This is a genomic window from Fodinicurvata fenggangensis DSM 21160 (assembly GCF_000686045.1).
In the GTDB taxonomy this organism is placed as follows: Bacteria; Pseudomonadota; Alphaproteobacteria; order Kiloniellales; family DSM-21159; genus Fodinicurvata; species Fodinicurvata fenggangensis.
Genome location: NZ_JMLV01000008.1, coordinates 112,421 through 129,310, shown reverse-complemented (window position 1 = coordinate 129,310; position 16,890 = coordinate 112,421). Strand labels below are relative to the sequence as shown.

Here is a 16,890-nt window from a genome sequence, read left to right as displayed (position 1 = left end):
GATCTTACCGATCGTTGCGGATGGGGATGTCCATGTCTTCGATCTCGAGTGTGCGGACAAGCTCGGGGATACCCCAATCGACGTCCTCCTCGACCCGGATCTTGAAGTGGTACATCGCCTGCAGGGCCTGATGATCCTCCTCGCGGAAGCGCATGGTGCCCTTGGGCGTCATGAACTCCATGCCTTCCATGGTGGCGATCAGGTCCTCGGTCTCGGTGCTCTCGGCCCGGCGCAAGGCTTCGACGATGGCGACGCCCGCCGACATGCCGCCGGCAGTGAAGAAGTCCGGCGGTTCGTTGTGGCGCTCGAAGTGCTCTTCGACGAACCAGTCGTTCATCTCGTTCTCGGGGATCTCATAGTAGTAGTAGGTGGCACCTTCCATGCCCGGCAGCTCCTTGTACGCCGCCATGGCGGCCAGGATGTTGCCGCCCGAGGCGAGCTCGATGTCGAAGCGCTCCGGTGCCAGGGCCTTGATCTTGCCCAGCGGGTTGCCGCTGCCGGCCCAGACCACCCAGATGATCTTGCGTTCGCAGTTCTCCGCCGCGTTCAGTTCGTCGAACAGACGCTGAGCGTGGGCGGTGAAGTCCGTCGCATCCTGCGGGGCGTACTCCTCGAAGACCAGGCGCGCGTCCGTGTCGGCGAGCGCCTCCTTGAAGGCGGCGACGCCGTCACGGCCGAAGGCGTAGTCCTGGGCCAGTGTGGCGATGCAGTTGCCGTCCTTGCCGAGAGCGACCGCGTTGGCAATGGCGTCCTGCGAGGAGTTGCGACCGGTCCGGAAGATATAGCGGTTCCACGCCTCGCCGGTGATGGAATCGGCGACCGCCGGCTCGACCAGCAGGATCTTCTCGTACTCCTGGGCGACCGGCAGCATGGCAAGCGCGACGCCGGATGAGACCGCCCCCACCGCCAGGGTGACCTCGTCGTCTCCATAGGCTTCGGCCAGCATGGTCTTGCCGATATCCGGCTTCAACTGGGTGTCCTTCTCGATCACCTCGATGGGCCGGCCGTCGATCTCCATGGTGCCCTCCGTGGCGTACTCCAGGCCCATCATCAATCCGATATGGGACTGCTCGCCGTAGGCCTCGTATGCCCCCGTCTTGCCATAGACATGGGCAATCTTGATGGGATCCTGGGCAAGCGCACTGCCGCCGGCCAGGAGTCCCGCGGCGGCCGTCGCGGCCGCCAGGGTCGATAGCAATCTCCGCATTGGTTTCTCCCTTTCCATGATTGTGGTTATCATTTTTATTCTCTCTTTGCCGCTGCACCCGAAACGCGGTAACCGACATCCTTCACCAGCACCAGGGCCCGCCCTTCGCAGATCGTGCGGCTCTCGCCGTCGCGGCAGAGGGTGGCCAGGTCCACGAGATTCTTCTCCGGCCGGATGCGCGTGATGGTGACGCTCGCCGTCAGCGGTGCGCCCACCTCTGCGGTGCCGACGAAGTCCAGTGTCTGTTTCAGGTAGTTCGTGCCATATCCGGGTAGCTCGGCGCCCAGCAGATAGGAAAACAGCCCGCCAATCAGCGGCTCCGGCACGCCATGTCCTGTATTCGGCGCTCCGCTGAGTGCCTCGTAACCGGCGATGGCCTTGGCATCAAAGGTGCGGGTGGTGCTGGCGGAGTCGCCGGTCTTCATGGCAGTGTCTCCTCACCGAGCGAAATGCGCGTTTCGCCGTCCAGGGTCAGCGTCCCGTCCGCCGTGCGGAGGATCCGTGTGGCGAGGCGGCACTCCCGGTCCGAGGGATAGTCGAGAACCTCCACTTCCAAGCGTACGATCTCACCCGCAAAGGTCGGGGCCGGGAACATCAGGTTCTGCGTCGTCTGCCGCGTCCCGGGGAAATGAGTGGCGACCAGCCCGCGCAGTGCCGCATAGAGCAGCATGCCGTGGGCGACCGTACGCCCGAAGCGGGTCTCCGCTGCGAAGGCGGGATCGACATGGATGGGATTGTCGTCGCCACTGATTGTGGCGAAGCGGTCGAATTCAGCTTGGGTGAACTGGCGATCGGACGAGAAGATCGTGCCGACGGCGGGCTGCTCGCTGTGCGTCCTCATTGCGCTCCTCCTGCCCTGGCGGACGGTTCCTCCTCGCTGTGGGAACGCGCGCGCAGCACGTGCTTCTGCACCTTGCCCGCCGGCGTGCGCGGGAAGTCCTCGACAACGAAGAAGCGCTTGGGAATGCGGTAGCCGGCGAGATGCTCGCGGCAATAGGCGGCAATGGAGTCCAGGTCGATTTCCTCGCCGGGTCGTGGCCGGAGATAGGCGTGGCCGATCTCGCCCCAGCGCTCGTCCGGAACGCCGACCACGGCCACCTCGAGCAGCTGGGGATGGGTCAGCATCATCGCCTCGACCTCGGCCGGATAGACGTTTTCGCCGCCGGAGATGTACATGTCCTTGATGCGGTCGACGAGGTAGAAATAGCCCTCGTCATCCCGGCGCGCCACGTCGCCGGTGTGCAGCCAGCCATCGACGATGGTCTTCTCCGTGATCTCGGGCCGGTTCCAGTAGCCGGGCGTGATGTTGGGCCCGCGCAGCAGCAGCTCTCCCGCCTCGCCGTCGGCGACGTCCCGGCCCTCGTGATCGACGATCCGGGCTTCCACCAGCAGCTGCGGCTTGCCCACGGAGCCGGGCTTGTGGGTCACGTTCTCGGCATCCATCAGGAAGGTCGTCGGTCCGGTTTCCGTCATGCCGCAGCCCTGCTGGATGTAGGCGCCGCGCACGGCGTAGGTCTGCAGCACGTGATCCGGCAGTGGTGCACCGCCGGCGCTCCAACTGCGCACCCGGGTCAGGTCGACCTCCGCGAAGCGCTCATGCAGGCTGAGCGCCTGATAGACCGCCGGCACGGCGAGCAGCGCCGTCAGTTCGCCGCCGCCGATCAGGTCGAGCAGCCGGTCGGCGTCGAAACCGGGCAGCACCTTGACGGAGCCGCCGCAGATCAGCGTGGGCAGGGTGTGCAGGTTGATGCCGGCCGTGTGGAACAGCGGCAGGTAGCAGGGCGTGGTGTCGGCGCCGGTGAGATGGGTCGGCTGTGCGATGTTGATGTAGTTGGCGAGCGCCATGCCGAAGGTCTGGATCACCGCCTTGGGCGTGCCGGTCGTGCCGGAGGTATAGAGCATGTACCAGGCGGCGTCGGGATCGCGCTCCTCGACGCGCGGCGGCCAGCTCGGCGTTTCTTCGGCGGCGATCAGGTCCTCATAGCTTTCCGTGCCCTGCGTTTCCTCCAGCGGGACCAGCGACAGGTCGCGCCCCGTGGCCAGCTTGCCGGCGAGTTCGGCCGTGGCCGCGTCGTGCAGCAGGATGCGGGGCGTGCAGTCCTCGACCACCGGTGTCAGTTCGCTTGCGGTCTGGCGCCAGTTGAGCGGTGTCAGGATGACGCCGGCCTTGCCGCAGCCGAAGAGGATCTCGAAGAAGGCGATGCAGTTGTGACAGAGGATGGCGACACGCTCGGCGGGCTCGATGCCGCGCCGGCGCAGGGCCGCGGCGAAGCGCTCGGCCCGATCGTTGAGCTCGCGATAGGTCACGCTTCGGCCGGTTGCGACCTCGTGCATGGCCGTCTTGTCCGGCGAGAGACTTGCGCGCTTGGCGGCGAAATCGAAGACCTGGAACATCCTGCCTCCTCCTTCGCTAGGCGGCCCGGCCAAGGAACCGCGCCACGCCGGCGCGGGTTTCCGGGCGTGTGACGTGATCGACGAAACTGCGGCGCTCGGCCTCGAGGGCCTCAGCGATCGAGGCGCGGCGAGCGGCATCGAACAGCCGCGCCTTGGCGGCGCGCAGGCCGCCGTCGACCTTGGCCGAGAGAGCTTCGGTCCAGGCCTCGACCTGACGATTCAGCTCCGCTGCCGGCGCGACGGCGTGGGCGAGGCCCAGAGCCTTGACTTCCTCTGCGGCGACCCGGCGGTTCAGCAGCTGGATCTCGGCGGCCCGGGCATGCCCGATGCGCTCGGGCAGCAGCGCGCTCCAGCCGCCGTCGGGGCTGAACCCGACCTCGACGTAGTAGGGGGCGAGGAAGGCATCTTCGGCCAGGACGACGAGATCGGCGGCGAGCACCAGGCCGAGGGAGCCGCCGGTCACCGGACCCTGGACGCGGGCGATTACGGGCTGGGGCAGGTCGAGCAGCGCCAGGATCGCCTCGTTGAGCAGGCCCACGAGCTGCGTTGAATAGGCGGCGACGTCCTCAGCCTCGTGGAAAGCGGCGAGATCGCCGCCGGTGGAAAAGCTGCGGCCTGCGGCGGCGAGCACCATGAGGCGCGCGCTGTCGTTCCGGCGGACCTCAGCGATGGCCGTGAGCAGCTCCTCAAGCAATTCGGGCACCAGGCTGTTGTGCCGGTCCGGCCGATTTAGGGTCAGCCGGGCGATGGCGCCGTCGATCTCGCAAAGGACCAGCGTCCCGCTCATGCCGAGCCTCCCTCGGCGGCGCGCGGCTTGAGACCGTTGGCGATCATGTCCATCACGCTGGCGACCACGGGGCCCGGATCGCGCTCTACTTCCCAGATGCCATAGCGCAGCCCGAGGAAGAGCGAGATTCCCATCAGCGCCCAGCTCTCAGCATCGGCGTCCTGGACGCGGATCTCGCCGCGCGCGGCCGCCGCCTCGCAACGCGCGCGATAGGCCGCACCGAAATCCTGGAAATAAAGACGGAACGCCTCGGGGTCGACGAACTGAGCCTCGAGGACGATACGATAGAGGTCGGGGTAGAGCCGCACGAAGCGGATGAAAGCCTCCATGCCCTGCGCCTCGGCGGTCAGGCGGTCGGCGCCCTCGTCCACATTGTCGCTGAGGAAGTCGCGCAGCCGCCGGCCGAGATCGAAGACCAGGGTGCGGAACAGCTCCTCCTTGCTGGCGAAGTAGATGTAGAAGGTGCCCTGGGCGGTGCCGGCGGCCGAGGTGATGCCGGCCACAGAGGCCTCGTGAAAACCCTTGCTGCCGAACTCAACCTGCGCCGCATCGAGCAGCTTGCGCACGGTGCGCGCGCCGCGGCGCGTCTTCGGCGGGTTGTTCAGTTCCGGTAGGGCCTGGTCCAAGGCGCGACTCCCCAAGTGTTTCTTCCCGTGACAGCTTTCGCCGGACCGATGGCATCGGCTTGCAATTTCCACTGTCGTGCGTTTTCTTATTATGAGACATGACTCAACTGTCATGTTTATACTAAGACCGCTTATAAGCTCCTGTCAATTCGATCGATTGTTTGCAGAGAGCAAAGGGCCGCAAGCCGGGAGAAGGGTGTGAGCGAAACGCCGTGGACGGCACTGCCGATGGAGGAGGGAGCTCCGCTGCACTATCGCGAACTGGGGGAGGGACCGCCGCTGTTGCTCCTGCATGGGTTCGGCTGTGACGGTCACAGTTTTGACGGGCTGGCCGACTGCCTGAAGGAGCGATTTCGCGTCATCATTCCCGACCAGCGCGGGCACGGCCGCTCGGCGGCTTGTACCTTCCCGAATGTACGAGACGTAATGGATCCTCTTGATTGCCTTGCCGACGACGCGGCCCACCTGATCGACCGCCTTGCCGGGCAGCCGGTGGTGGCGCTGGGCTGGTCCATGGGCGCAGCGGTGCTCTTTGCCACCATTGCACGCCATGGTCAGGCGCGCTTTGCCGGGCTGGTCGTCGAGGACATGGCGCCGCGGGTCGCCAATGACTCCGGATGGGACCTGGGCCTGATCGGTGCCGGCTCCCCCAAGGAGACCGCCGCGGTGTCCGAGCGCATGGCGGAAGACTGGCCGCAGGTGGTCGAACGCATGGCGCCGCGCGTCTTTGCCGATGCCGAGACATCCCTGGTCGGCGAACTACAGCGGACCATGCTGGACAGCGATCCCGGGGCCATGGCGCTGCTCTGGCGTGCCCTGGCCACGGCGGATTTCCGCGAGACCTGTTCGGCGATCGATCTCCCCGTCCTGCTGACGCGCGGCGCGCACAGCCGGCTCTATCCTGCCGAGACGATGGACTGGCTGGCCGCACGCATGGTGAAGGCGGAGTGCCGGACCTACCTGCACTCGGGCCACGCCCCCCATCTCGAGGAGCCCGACCGTTTCGCCGCGGACCTTGCTGCGTTTGCCGGGCGATGTGTTGCCGAACGGGGTGAATCCATCTGAGGTGAGGGCTTCTGAACTCCGAGCATGGCGCCAAGGCTTGGTAACCCTGTGGCGGAAGGCGGGAAAAATTGACATTCCTCCCCTCCCTTCCGTTTCCATCGGGTTCGGTTGGGGGACGCTGTCTCAGCGACGCGTGCCCACGATGATCCAGTAGTCACGGGGCACGCAGATGCCGAGTTCGGTGGCGAAGCCATCGTGAAAGGCGATCCAGTCCCGCTTGAGGGATTCGAGCTGGTTGGCGTCCAGCTTGCCTGCCAAGGTGTGGAGGGGGCCATAGCCGTTGAGGAAAGTCTCCCAGGCGGTTTGGCCATCGGGTTCGCGATAGAAGGAGGTGCCTCGCTCCAACCTGAGGTCGAAGGCTTCGCCCAGCAATTCGCCCACGCGTTCCGGCTTGCCCCATTCGAAGGGCGAGGGGGGCGGCGACCCCGCGGGGGCGGGCATGTAGCCCTTCATGATCTTGAACATCTCGAAGACGTTTCCGTCGGGCGTCCAGGTGGCCAGCGCCAGTCGGCCGCCGGGACGGCAGACCCGCGACAGCTCGGCGGCGGCGTCCTCGGGCCGCTGCACGAACATGACGCCGAAGGTCGATATGACCGCGTCGAAGGAGGCATCTCGATGAGGCAGCGCCTCGGCATCGCCCAGGTCGAAGGAGATATCGAGATTGCGGGTGGCGGCGATCTCCTTTGCCGTGGACAGCATGTCGGGTGCAAAATCGACACCCGTGACGTCGAAGCCGCGTTCGGCAAGGCGTCGGGCTGTCCAGCCCGTGCCCGTCGCGACATCCAGAATCCGCTCTTCGGCTACTGGTGCAAGAGCGTTGATGCAGTGTTCGATCGCGTCGAGGATGCCGCGACTGATCTCGTCATAGGCGCGGCCGGCGCTCGACCAGGTGGCCGAGGGCGTTTCGTTGTGGCTCCGGATGGCATTGTCCGGATGTTCCGTTGCTGTCGTCATCGTCGTCTCCTTCAAAAGTGATATACAGCTAAGGAAAACCTGCGATAGGGTGACAGCATTCCCGATCCCGCCCGTGTCCTTCCAGTTCACAAAGTGAACTTCGGATGATCGAATGCGGCGGGTTATGTACCCCGGGGAACCAAGGAGAAGCCGGGAGGCGATCCGATGTTCGAGGACAGTGGGTACGGACAGTTCTGTCCTGTCGCGAAAGCCGCCGAGATCCTTGCAACGCGCTGGACGCCGCTGATCCTGCGCGAGTTGATCAGTGGCAGTTCACGCTTCAACGACATTCACCGCGGCGTGCCACTGATGCCCCGTGCGTTGCTGTCGAGGCGCCTGAAGGAACTCCAGGCCGCGGGCATCGTGGAGCGCGTGCCGGCGGAGCATTCGAAGAATGCAAGCTATGTGCTGACCCAGGCGGGCGCGGACCTGCGCCCGATCATCGTCTCCATGGGCATCTGGGGGCGGCGCTGGGTGGAAAGCGCACTGGAAGGCCCCGACTGGGATGCCGGCGTGCTGATGTGGGACATGCGGCGCAGGGTCGATATCGGCTGTTTGGAGAGACCTCGCATCGTCCTGCAGTTCGAATACCACGACGCGCCCGCTGAAATGCGCCGCTGGTGGCTACTGATCGAGAACGGGGCGATCGACCTCTGCCAATCGGATCCGGGTTTCGAGGTCGATCTCTACGTGCTGACAACGGTGCGGGTCATGAGCCAAGCCTGGATCGGCAAACTGTCGCTGGGGCGGGCCATTGCAAACGAAGAGATCGTTCTGCATGGCGACGCCGAACTGCGCCGGAACTTCAGCCGCCTGTTGCAGCTCTCCGTGATCGTCGAAGCCACCAGCCAGCCGCCGCGCATGCAGTCGCAATCGCACTTGGCACGAAACCGGGCAAGCGGCCCGAGACCTTGAATTACGACATGACGGTCGAGGGAAGCCAGCTACCCGGATCCGCTGGTGGTGTCACAACAGTCCCGCCATGTGTTGCCAGAATTTCAGTCCTCGCCATAAGTGAGATAGAGGGCCTTCATGACTTGGCCTGCGGCCAGGTTGGCCTGCTCGCCGCCGATGTTCGTGGCGACAACGATTGCCAGATCCTGGTCCCGGTCGATCAGGATCTTGGCCAGGTTCATACTATTGGAGCCATTGTGGGTGTGCAACGGGCGTTCGGCCCAGTCGAACTGCTCGAAGCCCCAGCCGAGGGCATAGCCGCCTTCTTCGGGGGTGCCGGGCGGGGGGTTCGGGATTTTTGCCTGGACCTTGGGTTCCATGATGTAGGCCAGGGTTTTCGGTTCGACCAGATCGGGCCCGCTTTCCGCCTGGCCGGCGACCCAGCCGCCCCAGCGCGCGAAGTCCAGGATGGACATGTGGGCTGTCCCGGCCGGCCCCATGACGGGCGGAATATCCGCCGCAGCACCCCAGAGCCTGGCTTCGGGCTGACCGGCATCATCCGGCAGGTGTCCGACAAGCGCATCGATCAAGCCGGGCGTGGCAGTGGCGCCCAGGCCGGCTGTCTCAAGCTCAAGCGGCTGGAAGATCCGCTGCTGTATCAGCATCTCCCAGGGCTGTCCCATGGCCGTCTCGATCATGGTGCCAGCGATGAGATAACCGAAGTTGGCATACTGGAAAGGGGAGTCTTCGGGAACTTTCGGTTCGTGCTTCTTCCAGGCATCCAGTGCCATCAGACGCAAATCCGTCAGGTTGTGCTCGAAGGCATCGACGTTGAAGTAGATGTCGATCATCTCCTGCGTGTCGCTTGGAATGCCGCTTGAGTGCGAAAGAAGCTGCTCCAGACGGACCGCGGCCAGGGTTTCGTTCATGTCCGGGACCTTATCGCCCAGCACCTCCCCGATGGTGCTGTCCCAGCTCAGAAGGCCCTCCTCGACAGCCATGCCCGCCAACAGCGCCGTCATGGCCTTGGTGTCGGAGCCGATGTGAATCCGGTCCTGAACCCGGGCCTCTGCATCATGGCCGAGTGCCCTTAGTCCTGTCGCCCCTGCGGCAACGATTTCGCCTTGGCTGGCAACAGCGGCCACCAGGGCGGGCAGGGCATAGTCTTGCCGCACAGGTTCAAGTTGATCAGCCAGGTTGTCACGCGCCGAGGATACGCCTGGCAAGAAACTGGTGATGACGAGGGTAAGAACTGGCAGGAGAGCCAGGCGGAGAAGCGGCATGTCAGTCTCTTTCTTCTTGGTGGGACCGGTTGGTCCGGGCATTGGTTCCGGCCAGGAACGGGCTGGCTGCAGCCTGTGGCCGGAACGCAGTATGCGCGGAAGCTTCTTACTGCTTCAAGCCTGTCTATCGGGCAAGTCAGCGTGCACTTGCCGATGCGGGTCTTCCCAATAACGGCCAGGGGACGGGTCGAACCTCTGCTCAGGCGTTCGGTCTAGCCCCCAGGCTGTTCCTTGGCGAAGCCCCGGAATCAAAGGTTTTGTCGTGTCTATCCCGGAGGATCAGGCGATGGCGTTCGAGGGCTTTTTCCAGCGAGGCTTCGTATCGCACCAGAGGCGGCTTGAGTCCGTGCAGGAACAACTCCTTGCGCAGGTCGCGGGTTGTGCCGGTCAGGCTGACCTTCACGCCGCGCCGCTTGGCCTTCCTAGCCAATCCTTCCAGTGTGTTGGCCGCCGTGGAATCGAGGAAGGGCACGGCTGAAAGGTCGATCACCAGAGCCCTGTGGGAATCGGAGATACGTTCCAGGACCGCGGCGACCGATGCGGCCGCTCCAAAGAAGAAGGCGCCGGAGATCCGGTAGACCACGACATCGGGATCAGCGCTGGTCTGCTCGTCATAGGGCTGGCGTACGCTGCTTGGGCCATCGGCCTTGTCTTCCGGAACCAGCGGCACATGCCTGGCGACAGCAGTGGTTTTCGACATGCGATGAATGAAGAGGATCGAGCCCAGTGCGACACCCACGATAATGGCTTCGGTCAGGTCGCGGAAAATGGTCAGCAGGAAAGTCGACAACAGGACCGCGGCGTCACCGCGCGAGGCTCGCAGGAGGGTGGAGAAGGCCTGCTTCTCGATCATGTTCCAGGCGACAACGGCCAGGACCCCGGCCAGGCTCGCCAGCGGGATATAGCTGGCCAGCGGGGCGGCAAAGAGAACAAAGAGCAGGAGGAAAACGGCATGCAGCATGCCAGCCACAGGGCCATGTGCCCCGGCCCGGACATTCGTGGCCGTCCGCGCAATCGTTCCGGTCACGCAGATGCCGCCAAAAAGCCCGGATGCGACGTTTGCTGCACCCTGGGCCACCAGTTCGCAGTTGGAGCGATGGCGCCGTCCGGTCATGCCGTCCGCCACCACCGCGGAAAGCAAGGATTCTATGGCGCCAAGCAGGGTGAAGGCGAAGGCGCTTGGCAGGACGGCGAGGAGCTTATCCCAACCGAAATTCGGCAGGCCTGGCCGTGGCAAGCTGCTCGGAATGCCACCGAATTTCGTGCCGATGGTCTCGACCGGCAAGGCGAAGATACCGGCGGCAAGCGACGTCAGCACCACGGCGATCAACATGCCAGGCAAATGCGGCCGCAGCTTCTTCAGCCCCACGATCAGGAGGATCGTTACCAGTGATAGCACCAGGGTGGGCGTGTTGAAGCTCGGCAGGTGGTCCCAGAGGAAAGGCAGCTTCTCCAGCATGGGACCGGGTGCAGCGCGTTCGGGATCGAGCCCCAGCAGTTCCTGAAGCTGGCTGGCGAAGATGATCACGGCGATACCAGACGTGAAACCAACGGTGACAGGATAGGGGATGAACTTGATGTAGGTGCCAAGGCGCAGGAAACCCGTCAGCATCAGCATCAGGCCCGAAAGGATGGTGGCGAGTAGCAAGCCATCCATGCCATGGAGCTGAACCGTGGTGGCGACCAGCACGATGAAGGCGCCTGCGGGACCGCCGATCTGGAAGCGGCTGCCGCCCAGGGCTGACACCAGGAAGCCGCCAATGATGGCGGTATAAAGCCCCTGGGCCGGACTGGCGCCGGAGGCAATGGCAATGGCCATGGACAGCGGCAGTGCAACGATTGCCACGGTCAGACCTGCCATCAGGTCCGAACGCAGCTGAGTCAGGCCGTAGCCTTCCCGCAGGACCGTGAGCAGCTTTGGTGTGAAAAGTTCGAAAAAACTTATAGTGGAAGAGGGCGTGGATGTTTCTGGCTTCATTCTGTCCGGCTGCCTTTTACAAGGCGGCGGGATCGTCGGCATGGCTCGGCGGTCGCCGTCGCGGTGTGTTCTGGACTAAGGCTGTTCAGTTGTGCGGTGTTTCGACCGGGGATTTGAGACGGACCCCCCGACCGAGGGCATAGCTGGTGGCCTTCTCACCGATCAGTTCGATTCCCGCGAGATCCAGGGCCTCGACGACCCGGGTCAGACTTTCCACCACGCCCCGGACATTGCCTTGGCTGGCCTCCATACGCTGGATGGTGGGAAGCGAAACACCCGCCATTTCGGCAAGTGTCCTCTGGTCGATGCCCAAGAGTGCTCTTGCCGCACGCATCTGTGCTGCAGTGATCATTGCCGTGCCCATACTATATCCGTATCAGGATATATATAATATGCTTAATGATGTTTCAAACATTAATATTGATGCTATTGGTGAGTCCAATCTTAGGGCATCAGTGCCATCGGACGACGAGGAAACTTCAGGAGGGGAGAAGCCAGGTGTCTTGGTGAGCCGAAATTTCTGGCGTCTTTGTTCGTGGAGATTCAGGCAGGACTCGGATCGGCCGCCTGCGCCTTGACGCGCGGGTTCAAAAGCCTGGCGGCCACCAGGTCGCCGGTCACGTTTACCGTGGTGCGGCTCATGTCCAGGAGGCGATCGACGCCCATGATGATCACCATGCCCTCGACAGGAATGCCAAAGTTCGCGGCCACGCTGAGCAGGATGGCGATGCTGACCCCGGGTGTGCCAGGGGCCCCTATGGAGGAGGCGACCAGTGTGCCGGTAATCAATAGAGTTTGGGCGAGCGAGAGATCGATGCCGCTCAACTGGGCCAGGAAGAGAATGGCCACACTCTGATAAAGCGCGGTCCCGGCCATGTTCATCGTGGCTCCGAGCGGGACCACCAGGTTCGCTACAGCTTCCGCAACGCCCAGGCGGCGCGCCGTGGCAATGGTCATCGGCATGATGGCCGAGGAGCTGGAGGTTGAGAAGGCGAGCAGCAGGGTGCCCCCGCTCCGCGAGAGGAAATCCCAGGGGCGCAGGGAACTGAACAGCAGCAGGAGTCCCATGTAGAGCAGGAAGAGCAGGGCGAGACCCAGCAGCACGGTTCCGACATAGCCCGACATGCCGATCACGGTGTCGAGGCCGGCGCGCATCACCAGCTGTGCCATCAGCCCGAACACCGCAAAGGGGGCCAGGAACATCGCCCATTTGACGATGGTCATGGCAATGGCCAGCAGGGCGTCCATCACGGCGAGGAAAGGTGCCACCTTCTCGCGGCTGACCTGTATGGCCGCCAGGCCCACCAGCAGAGCCAGGACCACCACGGCCAGCATGTCACCCTGGACAATGGAGGCGGTCGGGTTGGTGGGCAGTATGCCGGTGATCGCCTCCGGAATCTTCGCGCCATCGATGGCCTCGCCGCCGCTCTCGTTGCTTGCCGGCGGAGTGGAGAAGCCGGCCAGCCCGCTGCCGGGCGTCAACCAGCGCGCCAGCCCCACGCCGATCCAGGCGGCCGCAAAGGTGGTGGCCAGGATGAAGCCGGCCAGTTTCAGGCCGATACTGCGCAGGTTCCCGCCGGAGCCTGCGCCGGTGATGCCGCCGATGATCGAGCCGAAGATCAGAGGCACCAGCACCATGGCGATAAGCCCGAGGAAGAGCTGGCCGGGCAGGGCCATCCAGGCGCCGAGCAGGTCCGCCGTGCGCGGGTCGAGCAGCCCCAGGTCCGGGCTGAGCAGGGAACCGACGGCAAAGCCAAGGACCATACCGAACAGGACCTGTGCCCAAAGCCGTGTGCGAATCCAGGCGCGCAGCTTGTAGCGCTGTTGGACGACCTGGAGTGTGTCTTGCCTGCTGTCTGCCATGAACCTGCCGATGCATGCTTTTCAGTCGCTGGGGGCACTATTCCTGAGGCGAGTGACATAGACAAGCAGCAGGGGCATAACAGAGGACTACGCCGATATATTTGGGGCAATGGGTGGCAGTATGCGTATTTCCAAGACCATCATCGGCTTTTTTCTGCTGGCGCAGCTCGCTTTTGCCAGCCTGGCGCAGGCACAGGAGGATCCACTGGCCTCCTGGAACGAAGGGCCGGCCAAGTCCGCCATCCTGGAGTTCGTGGTCGAGGTCACAGAGCCGGACAGCCCGGGCTATCTTGCGCCCGACGAACGGATCGCCGTATTCGACAACGATGGCACGCTCTGGTCCGAGAAGCCCCTGTACTTTCAGGTGCTCTTTGCCGTTGAGCGGGTCCAGGAGATGGCCGGGGACCACCCGGAGTGGACAGATACCCAGCCGTTCGAAGCGGCGCTCGAAGAGGACTGGAAGGCTGTGGCGGCTTCGGGAGGCCAGGGCCTGATGAAACTGCTGGCCGCGACCCAGAGCGGCATGACCGACAGCGCGTTCACAGCGAAAGTTGAGGACTGGCTCGATACGGCGCGCCACCCGCGTTTCGATCGACCGTTCACTGAACTGATCTTCCAGCCGATGCTCGAGGTGCTGACGTATCTGCGGGCCAACGGTTTCCGCACATGGATCGTTTCCGGCGGAGGCATCGATTTCATGCGCGCCTGGACGGAGGAGACCTATGACATACCGCCCGAACAGGTGATCGGCAGCCAGGTCGATCTCGATTACCTCTCCGACGCCGAGGCGCCCACCTTCGAGCGCAAGTCGGGAACCTTCTTCTTCACTGACGGAGCGAACAAGCCCATTGGCATCCAACGTCACGTGGGCCGCCGGCCCGTCATCGCCTTCGGCAATTCCGACGGCGACCTGGAGATGCTCGAATGGACGACGACGGGCGAAGGACCGCGCCTTGGGATGCTCATCCACCATACGGATGCGGAACGCGAGTGGACCTATGATCGCGAGAGCGATATCGGCCGGCTGGACAAGGGGCTCGACGCAGGGCCGGCGCGCGGCTGGATCATCGTCGACATGGCGGCGGACTGGGCGCAGGTCTATCCGTGGCAGAGCCTCCCATGACCACCTGGATTCACGAGCAGAGGCTGGCGGCCGTTCACCAGGCTGTTCTGGACACCGGGGCCCGCACGGTGCTCGATCTCGGCTGTGGCGACGGGGACCTGTTCCTGCGTCTTGTGCAGGAGTCCCGTTTCGAGAAGCTGGTGGGCGTGGAACTTTCGGCAGACGCTCTGGACAGGCTGCGCGCCAAGCTTGCCGAGCAGGCAGAGCCTCCGGCTGCCCACATCGAGCTGGTGCATGCCTCGATGATCGAGCCCGGGCCGGGCCTTTCGGGCTTCGATTGTGCCGTGTTGCTGGAGACGCTCGAGCATCTCGAGCCCGAGCGCCTGACGGTGCTGGAGACCGCCCTGTTCCACAAGATGCGCCCCACAAGCGTGATCGTGACCACCCCCAACGCCGACTACAACGAGCTTCTGGGTGTCCCGGCGCATCGTTTTCGCCATCCCGATCATCGTTTCGAGTGGGGACGGCGGAAATTTCGAAGCTGGGCCGAGGGAGTCGGGCGACGCAACGGCTGCCGGGTTGTGCTGTCCGATCTGGCCGGTGCGCATCCCTTCTATGGGGGCGTCAGCCAGATGGCTGTCTTTACGAAGGAGTCAGTGACGGCCGCGCGATAGGCGTGTCCCACGCGCGGCCGCTACACTATCCGACAGGTCGTATTACTGCGCCTGAGCGGTCTGGCTGGTCTTCAGCTGTTCGAAGAGCTCCGCCATCTTCTGGCCTGCGCGTCCGGGGTGCTTGACCTCCTCGGCTGCGTCGGCATTGGACATCTCATCACCGACCTTGATGACGCCCACCATGCCCATGCCGTAGTGGGGCAGGCACTTGTAGCCATAGAGACCTTCCTGATCGAAGGTCACGGTGAATTCTTCGTTCATGGCGCCTTTCCACGCCTCGGCGCCCTCGGGCAGCATGCCGGGAATGATCTCTGCGTTGTGAGTCCCCTCGGTCAGCACGAAGGTCACGCTGTCGCCGGGCTCGATCTCGAGATAGGCTGGCTCGAAGGCCATGGGCTGGCCATCATTGCCTCGGTTCAACATCTCGACTTCGTAATCGGCGGCCAGCGCCGTGCCCGAGATCAGTAGCGTACCTGCAATCGCAAGGGCCAGCTTGAGTGTCTGCGTTTTCATGGCTCATATCCTTCCTTGGCCGTGATGTCCTCGCCTCTTTGGGCGAATCTCCTCGTCACGTCATCTCGTGACCTGTCCTAGTTTATAGACGAGATGGCCGGAGAGAACTTTGCGCTGGAACAAATTCATGCATTGAAAATACTTTTTATCGCACATACGCTCGAGAAGTTCTCAAGTGAAAGACACCGACAGCATATGACGTTGTTTTGTCTCCACTGCATAAGGGCAGCTGCAAAAATGCAGGCGATAGTTTCGAGGGGATGTCCAAGACGGCGCTGGTGGTGTTCGTCATCCAGCTGTGGGTCTTCCCCCGGCACGAGGATGAGGTTCCTGTCGAAGAGGGTGAGCGTGAGGCTGGCGCCTATGCCGGTTCAACGGGATTGCGCCGTTGACTGGGCCGGTCTGGCAAAAAGGGTGTGGCCTGCCTGAATGATCGAATTCTATTCGGAGATCAGGCAGGTCCACATCTGGGCCGTGCTTGCCAGCGGCGGGCTCTTCCTGCTGCGCGGAATCGCACTCTTTGCAGGCACGCGCTGGTCCATGGTCGCGCCGGTGCGCTATCTCAGCTACAGCATCGACACGATCCTGCTGACGGCGGCCCTGATGCTGATGACCATCGTCCGGCAGTATCCCTTCTTCCACAGCTGGTTGACCGTGAAAGTACTGCTGCTGGTGGTCTATATCCTGCTGGGCTATTACGCCTTCTGGAAGGCACCGACCCGGACGATCCAGGTTGGTGCCTGGACAATGGCGCTGCTGGTCTACGCCTTCATCTTCTCCATCGCGCGCGCTCATCATCCCCTGGGGGTGTTCTACACGCTTGCGGGCTGACGCCGCCGTGCGGGCTTCTTACTAGAGGATGGGAGTGGGTGGGGCAGGTAGGTCCCGGCCCTCCGACAGAACAGTTGCAAAACTGTGATTGATGTCGCGATGAATGGCCTCGTCCTCCTGCATGGCGACGATGGCGTCTCGCAGTCGCGCGTCCGGGGAAAGGTTCCAGTAAGCGATGGCCAGGTCCGGAGTCGGCGGGTTTTCCCGGCGTCCGGCATCGATTTCCTGCAGATACTCGCCATAGCCGCGCACGGCATCCTCCGCAAAGTAACCGGCGATTCGATGCGCCGTTCGTGGCGAGAAGAGACAGATCAGGAAATGGGTGTTGTAGAACAGGCCCTGGGCCAGGAGGATCAGGACGCGTTCGAAGCCGTTCGGCCGGTCGAGGGAGACGAAGACCATCAGGTGTGTCCGCTGGGTCTCGGCTTCGTCCATCAGGCTGCGCACCCAGCCGCGGTCGTCCTGAAGACGACGCAGGCATTTCAGGTGCAGTATCGTGGCGGCCACCATGCCCGGGACGGCCGCGATGGTTTCAAGGACAATCGTACGATTTCCATAGCGGCGCCCGAAAAGGGTTCGTGCAAGTGCGCCGAGACCACGCACCAGGGCCAGGGCAAAGCGGTCCGAAAAACCACTGGGTGTGTGATGGCGTGTCAGGTCCGTCTTGTCGATCTGCAACATGGAGCGGTCTGCACCTGTCAGGGTTGAGGGGGCCACTATACAGATCGGCTGCCCAGAGGGCAGCCGATTCGTTGCAG

19 protein-coding genes are annotated in these 16,890 nt (G+C 63.7%); 6 read left to right on the top strand and 13 right to left on the bottom strand.

The window, feature by feature from the left end; all coding sequences use genetic code 11:
- Positions 1–4: 4 nt before the first annotated feature.
- The 6 genes from BP38_RS0112190 to BP38_RS20475 are packed head-to-tail and all read right to left on the bottom strand — an operon-like array spanning position 5 to position 5,014.
- Complete coding sequence (locus BP38_RS0112190) at positions 5–1,207, bottom strand: substrate-binding domain-containing protein (RefSeq protein ID WP_026987954.1); 1,203 nt, start codon at positions 1,205–1,207, stop codon at positions 5–7.
- Positions 1,208–1,242: 35 nt separating this feature from the next.
- Entirely contained in the window at positions 1,243–1,632 is a 390-nt protein-coding gene (locus BP38_RS20485; protein ID WP_035725077.1) for a hotdog family protein, read from the bottom strand.
- Entirely contained in the window at positions 1,629–2,048 is a 420-nt protein-coding gene (locus BP38_RS0112180; RefSeq protein ID WP_051609313.1) for a MaoC/PaaZ C-terminal domain-containing protein, read from the bottom strand. The genes BP38_RS20485 and BP38_RS0112180 overlap by 4 nt, the downstream gene beginning before the upstream one ends.
- Positions 2,045–3,601, bottom strand: a complete 1,557-nt coding sequence (locus tag BP38_RS20480; protein ID WP_035725074.1) for an acyl-CoA synthetase — start codon at positions 3,599–3,601, stop codon at positions 2,045–2,047. Before BP38_RS20480 ends, BP38_RS0112180 begins: the two co-directional genes overlap by 4 nt.
- 16 nt (positions 3,602–3,617) lie before the next feature.
- Positions 3,618–4,388, bottom strand: a complete 771-nt coding sequence (locus BP38_RS0112170; RefSeq protein ID WP_026987952.1) for an enoyl-CoA hydratase/isomerase family protein — start codon at positions 4,386–4,388, stop codon at positions 3,618–3,620.
- The gene (locus BP38_RS20475) at positions 4,385–5,014 is read right to left on the bottom strand and encodes a TetR/AcrR family transcriptional regulator (protein WP_035725072.1); all 630 of its coding nucleotides are present in this window, start codon (positions 5,012–5,014) and stop codon (positions 4,385–4,387) included. The genes BP38_RS0112170 and BP38_RS20475 overlap by 4 nt, the downstream gene beginning before the upstream one ends.
- Positions 5,015–5,212: 198 nt before the next feature.
- Between BP38_RS20475 and BP38_RS0112160 the strand changes: the two genes are divergently transcribed.
- On the top strand, positions 5,213–6,079 hold the full coding sequence (locus BP38_RS0112160; protein WP_155992404.1) for an alpha/beta fold hydrolase: 867 nt from the start codon (positions 5,213–5,215) through the stop codon (positions 6,077–6,079).
- A gap of 123 nt (positions 6,080–6,202) precedes the next feature.
- Here BP38_RS0112160 and BP38_RS0112150 read toward each other — a convergent pair whose 3' ends face one another.
- Positions 6,203–7,033 (bottom strand): class I SAM-dependent methyltransferase, encoded by an 831-nt coding sequence (locus tag BP38_RS0112150; protein ID WP_035725062.1) that lies wholly within the window; start codon positions 7,031–7,033, stop codon positions 6,203–6,205.
- Positions 7,034–7,198: 165 nt separating this feature from the next.
- On the opposite strand from BP38_RS0112150, the gene BP38_RS20465 reads away from it, so the two are divergent.
- The gene (locus tag BP38_RS20465) at positions 7,199–7,948 is read left to right on the top strand and encodes a winged helix-turn-helix transcriptional regulator (protein ID WP_051609312.1); all 750 of its coding nucleotides are present in this window, start codon (positions 7,199–7,201) and stop codon (positions 7,946–7,948) included.
- 83 nt (positions 7,949–8,031) lie between these two features.
- Here the strand turns inward: BP38_RS20465 and BP38_RS0112140 are convergent, their stop codons facing one another.
- The 4 genes from BP38_RS0112140 to BP38_RS20455 form a co-directional block, all read right to left on the bottom strand.
- A complete protein-coding gene (locus tag BP38_RS0112140) occupies positions 8,032–9,210 on the bottom strand; it encodes a serine hydrolase domain-containing protein (protein WP_026987949.1) in 1,179 nt (392 codons plus the stop codon).
- 199 nt (positions 9,211–9,409) lie between these two features.
- Entirely contained in the window at positions 9,410–11,188 is a 1,779-nt protein-coding gene (locus BP38_RS20460) for a SulP family inorganic anion transporter (RefSeq protein WP_035725058.1), read from the bottom strand.
- Positions 11,189–11,273: 85 nt separating this feature from the next.
- Positions 11,274–11,552 (bottom strand): helix-turn-helix domain-containing protein, encoded by a 279-nt coding sequence (locus BP38_RS0112130; protein WP_367401682.1) that lies wholly within the window; start codon positions 11,550–11,552, stop codon positions 11,274–11,276.
- 179 nt (positions 11,553–11,731) lie between these two features.
- Positions 11,732–13,051: a dicarboxylate/amino acid:cation symporter gene (locus BP38_RS20455; RefSeq protein WP_035725054.1), complete on the bottom strand. Its 1,320-nt coding sequence runs from the start codon at positions 13,049–13,051 to the stop codon at positions 11,732–11,734.
- A 121-nt stretch (positions 13,052–13,172) separates the two neighbouring features.
- On the opposite strand from BP38_RS20455, the gene BP38_RS0112120 reads away from it, so the two are divergent.
- Together BP38_RS0112120 and BP38_RS0112115 are read left to right on the top strand one after the other, a co-directional pair.
- On the top strand, positions 13,173–14,174 hold the full coding sequence (locus tag BP38_RS0112120) for an HAD family hydrolase (RefSeq protein WP_035725122.1): 1,002 nt from the start codon (positions 13,173–13,175) through the stop codon (positions 14,172–14,174).
- Complete coding sequence (locus BP38_RS0112115) at positions 14,171–14,788, top strand: methyltransferase (protein ID WP_026987946.1); 618 nt, start codon at positions 14,171–14,173, stop codon at positions 14,786–14,788. The genes BP38_RS0112120 and BP38_RS0112115 overlap by 4 nt, the downstream gene beginning before the upstream one ends.
- A gap of 42 nt (positions 14,789–14,830) precedes the next feature.
- On the opposite strand, the gene BP38_RS0112110 is transcribed toward BP38_RS0112115, so the two are convergent.
- Positions 14,831–15,301 carry a pseudoazurin gene (locus BP38_RS0112110; RefSeq protein WP_026987945.1) on the bottom strand — a complete coding sequence of 157 codons (471 nt, stop codon included), beginning with the start codon at positions 15,299–15,301 and terminating at the stop codon, positions 14,831–14,833.
- Positions 15,302–15,561: 260 nt separating this feature from the next.
- On the opposite strand from BP38_RS0112110, the gene BP38_RS23215 reads away from it, so the two are divergent.
- Positions 15,562–15,693 (top strand): hypothetical protein, encoded by a 132-nt coding sequence (locus tag BP38_RS23215; RefSeq protein ID WP_281174416.1) that lies wholly within the window; start codon positions 15,562–15,564, stop codon positions 15,691–15,693.
- A gap of 37 nt (positions 15,694–15,730) precedes the next feature.
- Entirely contained in the window at positions 15,731–16,132 is a 402-nt protein-coding gene (locus BP38_RS0112100; protein WP_026987944.1) for a SirB2 family protein, read from the top strand.
- 21 nt (positions 16,133–16,153) lie between these two features.
- On the opposite strand, the gene BP38_RS0112095 is transcribed toward BP38_RS0112100, so the two are convergent.
- Entirely contained in the window at positions 16,154–16,813 is a 660-nt protein-coding gene (locus tag BP38_RS0112095) for an alternative oxidase (RefSeq protein WP_026987943.1), read from the bottom strand.
- Positions 16,814–16,890 lie beyond the last annotated feature (77 nt).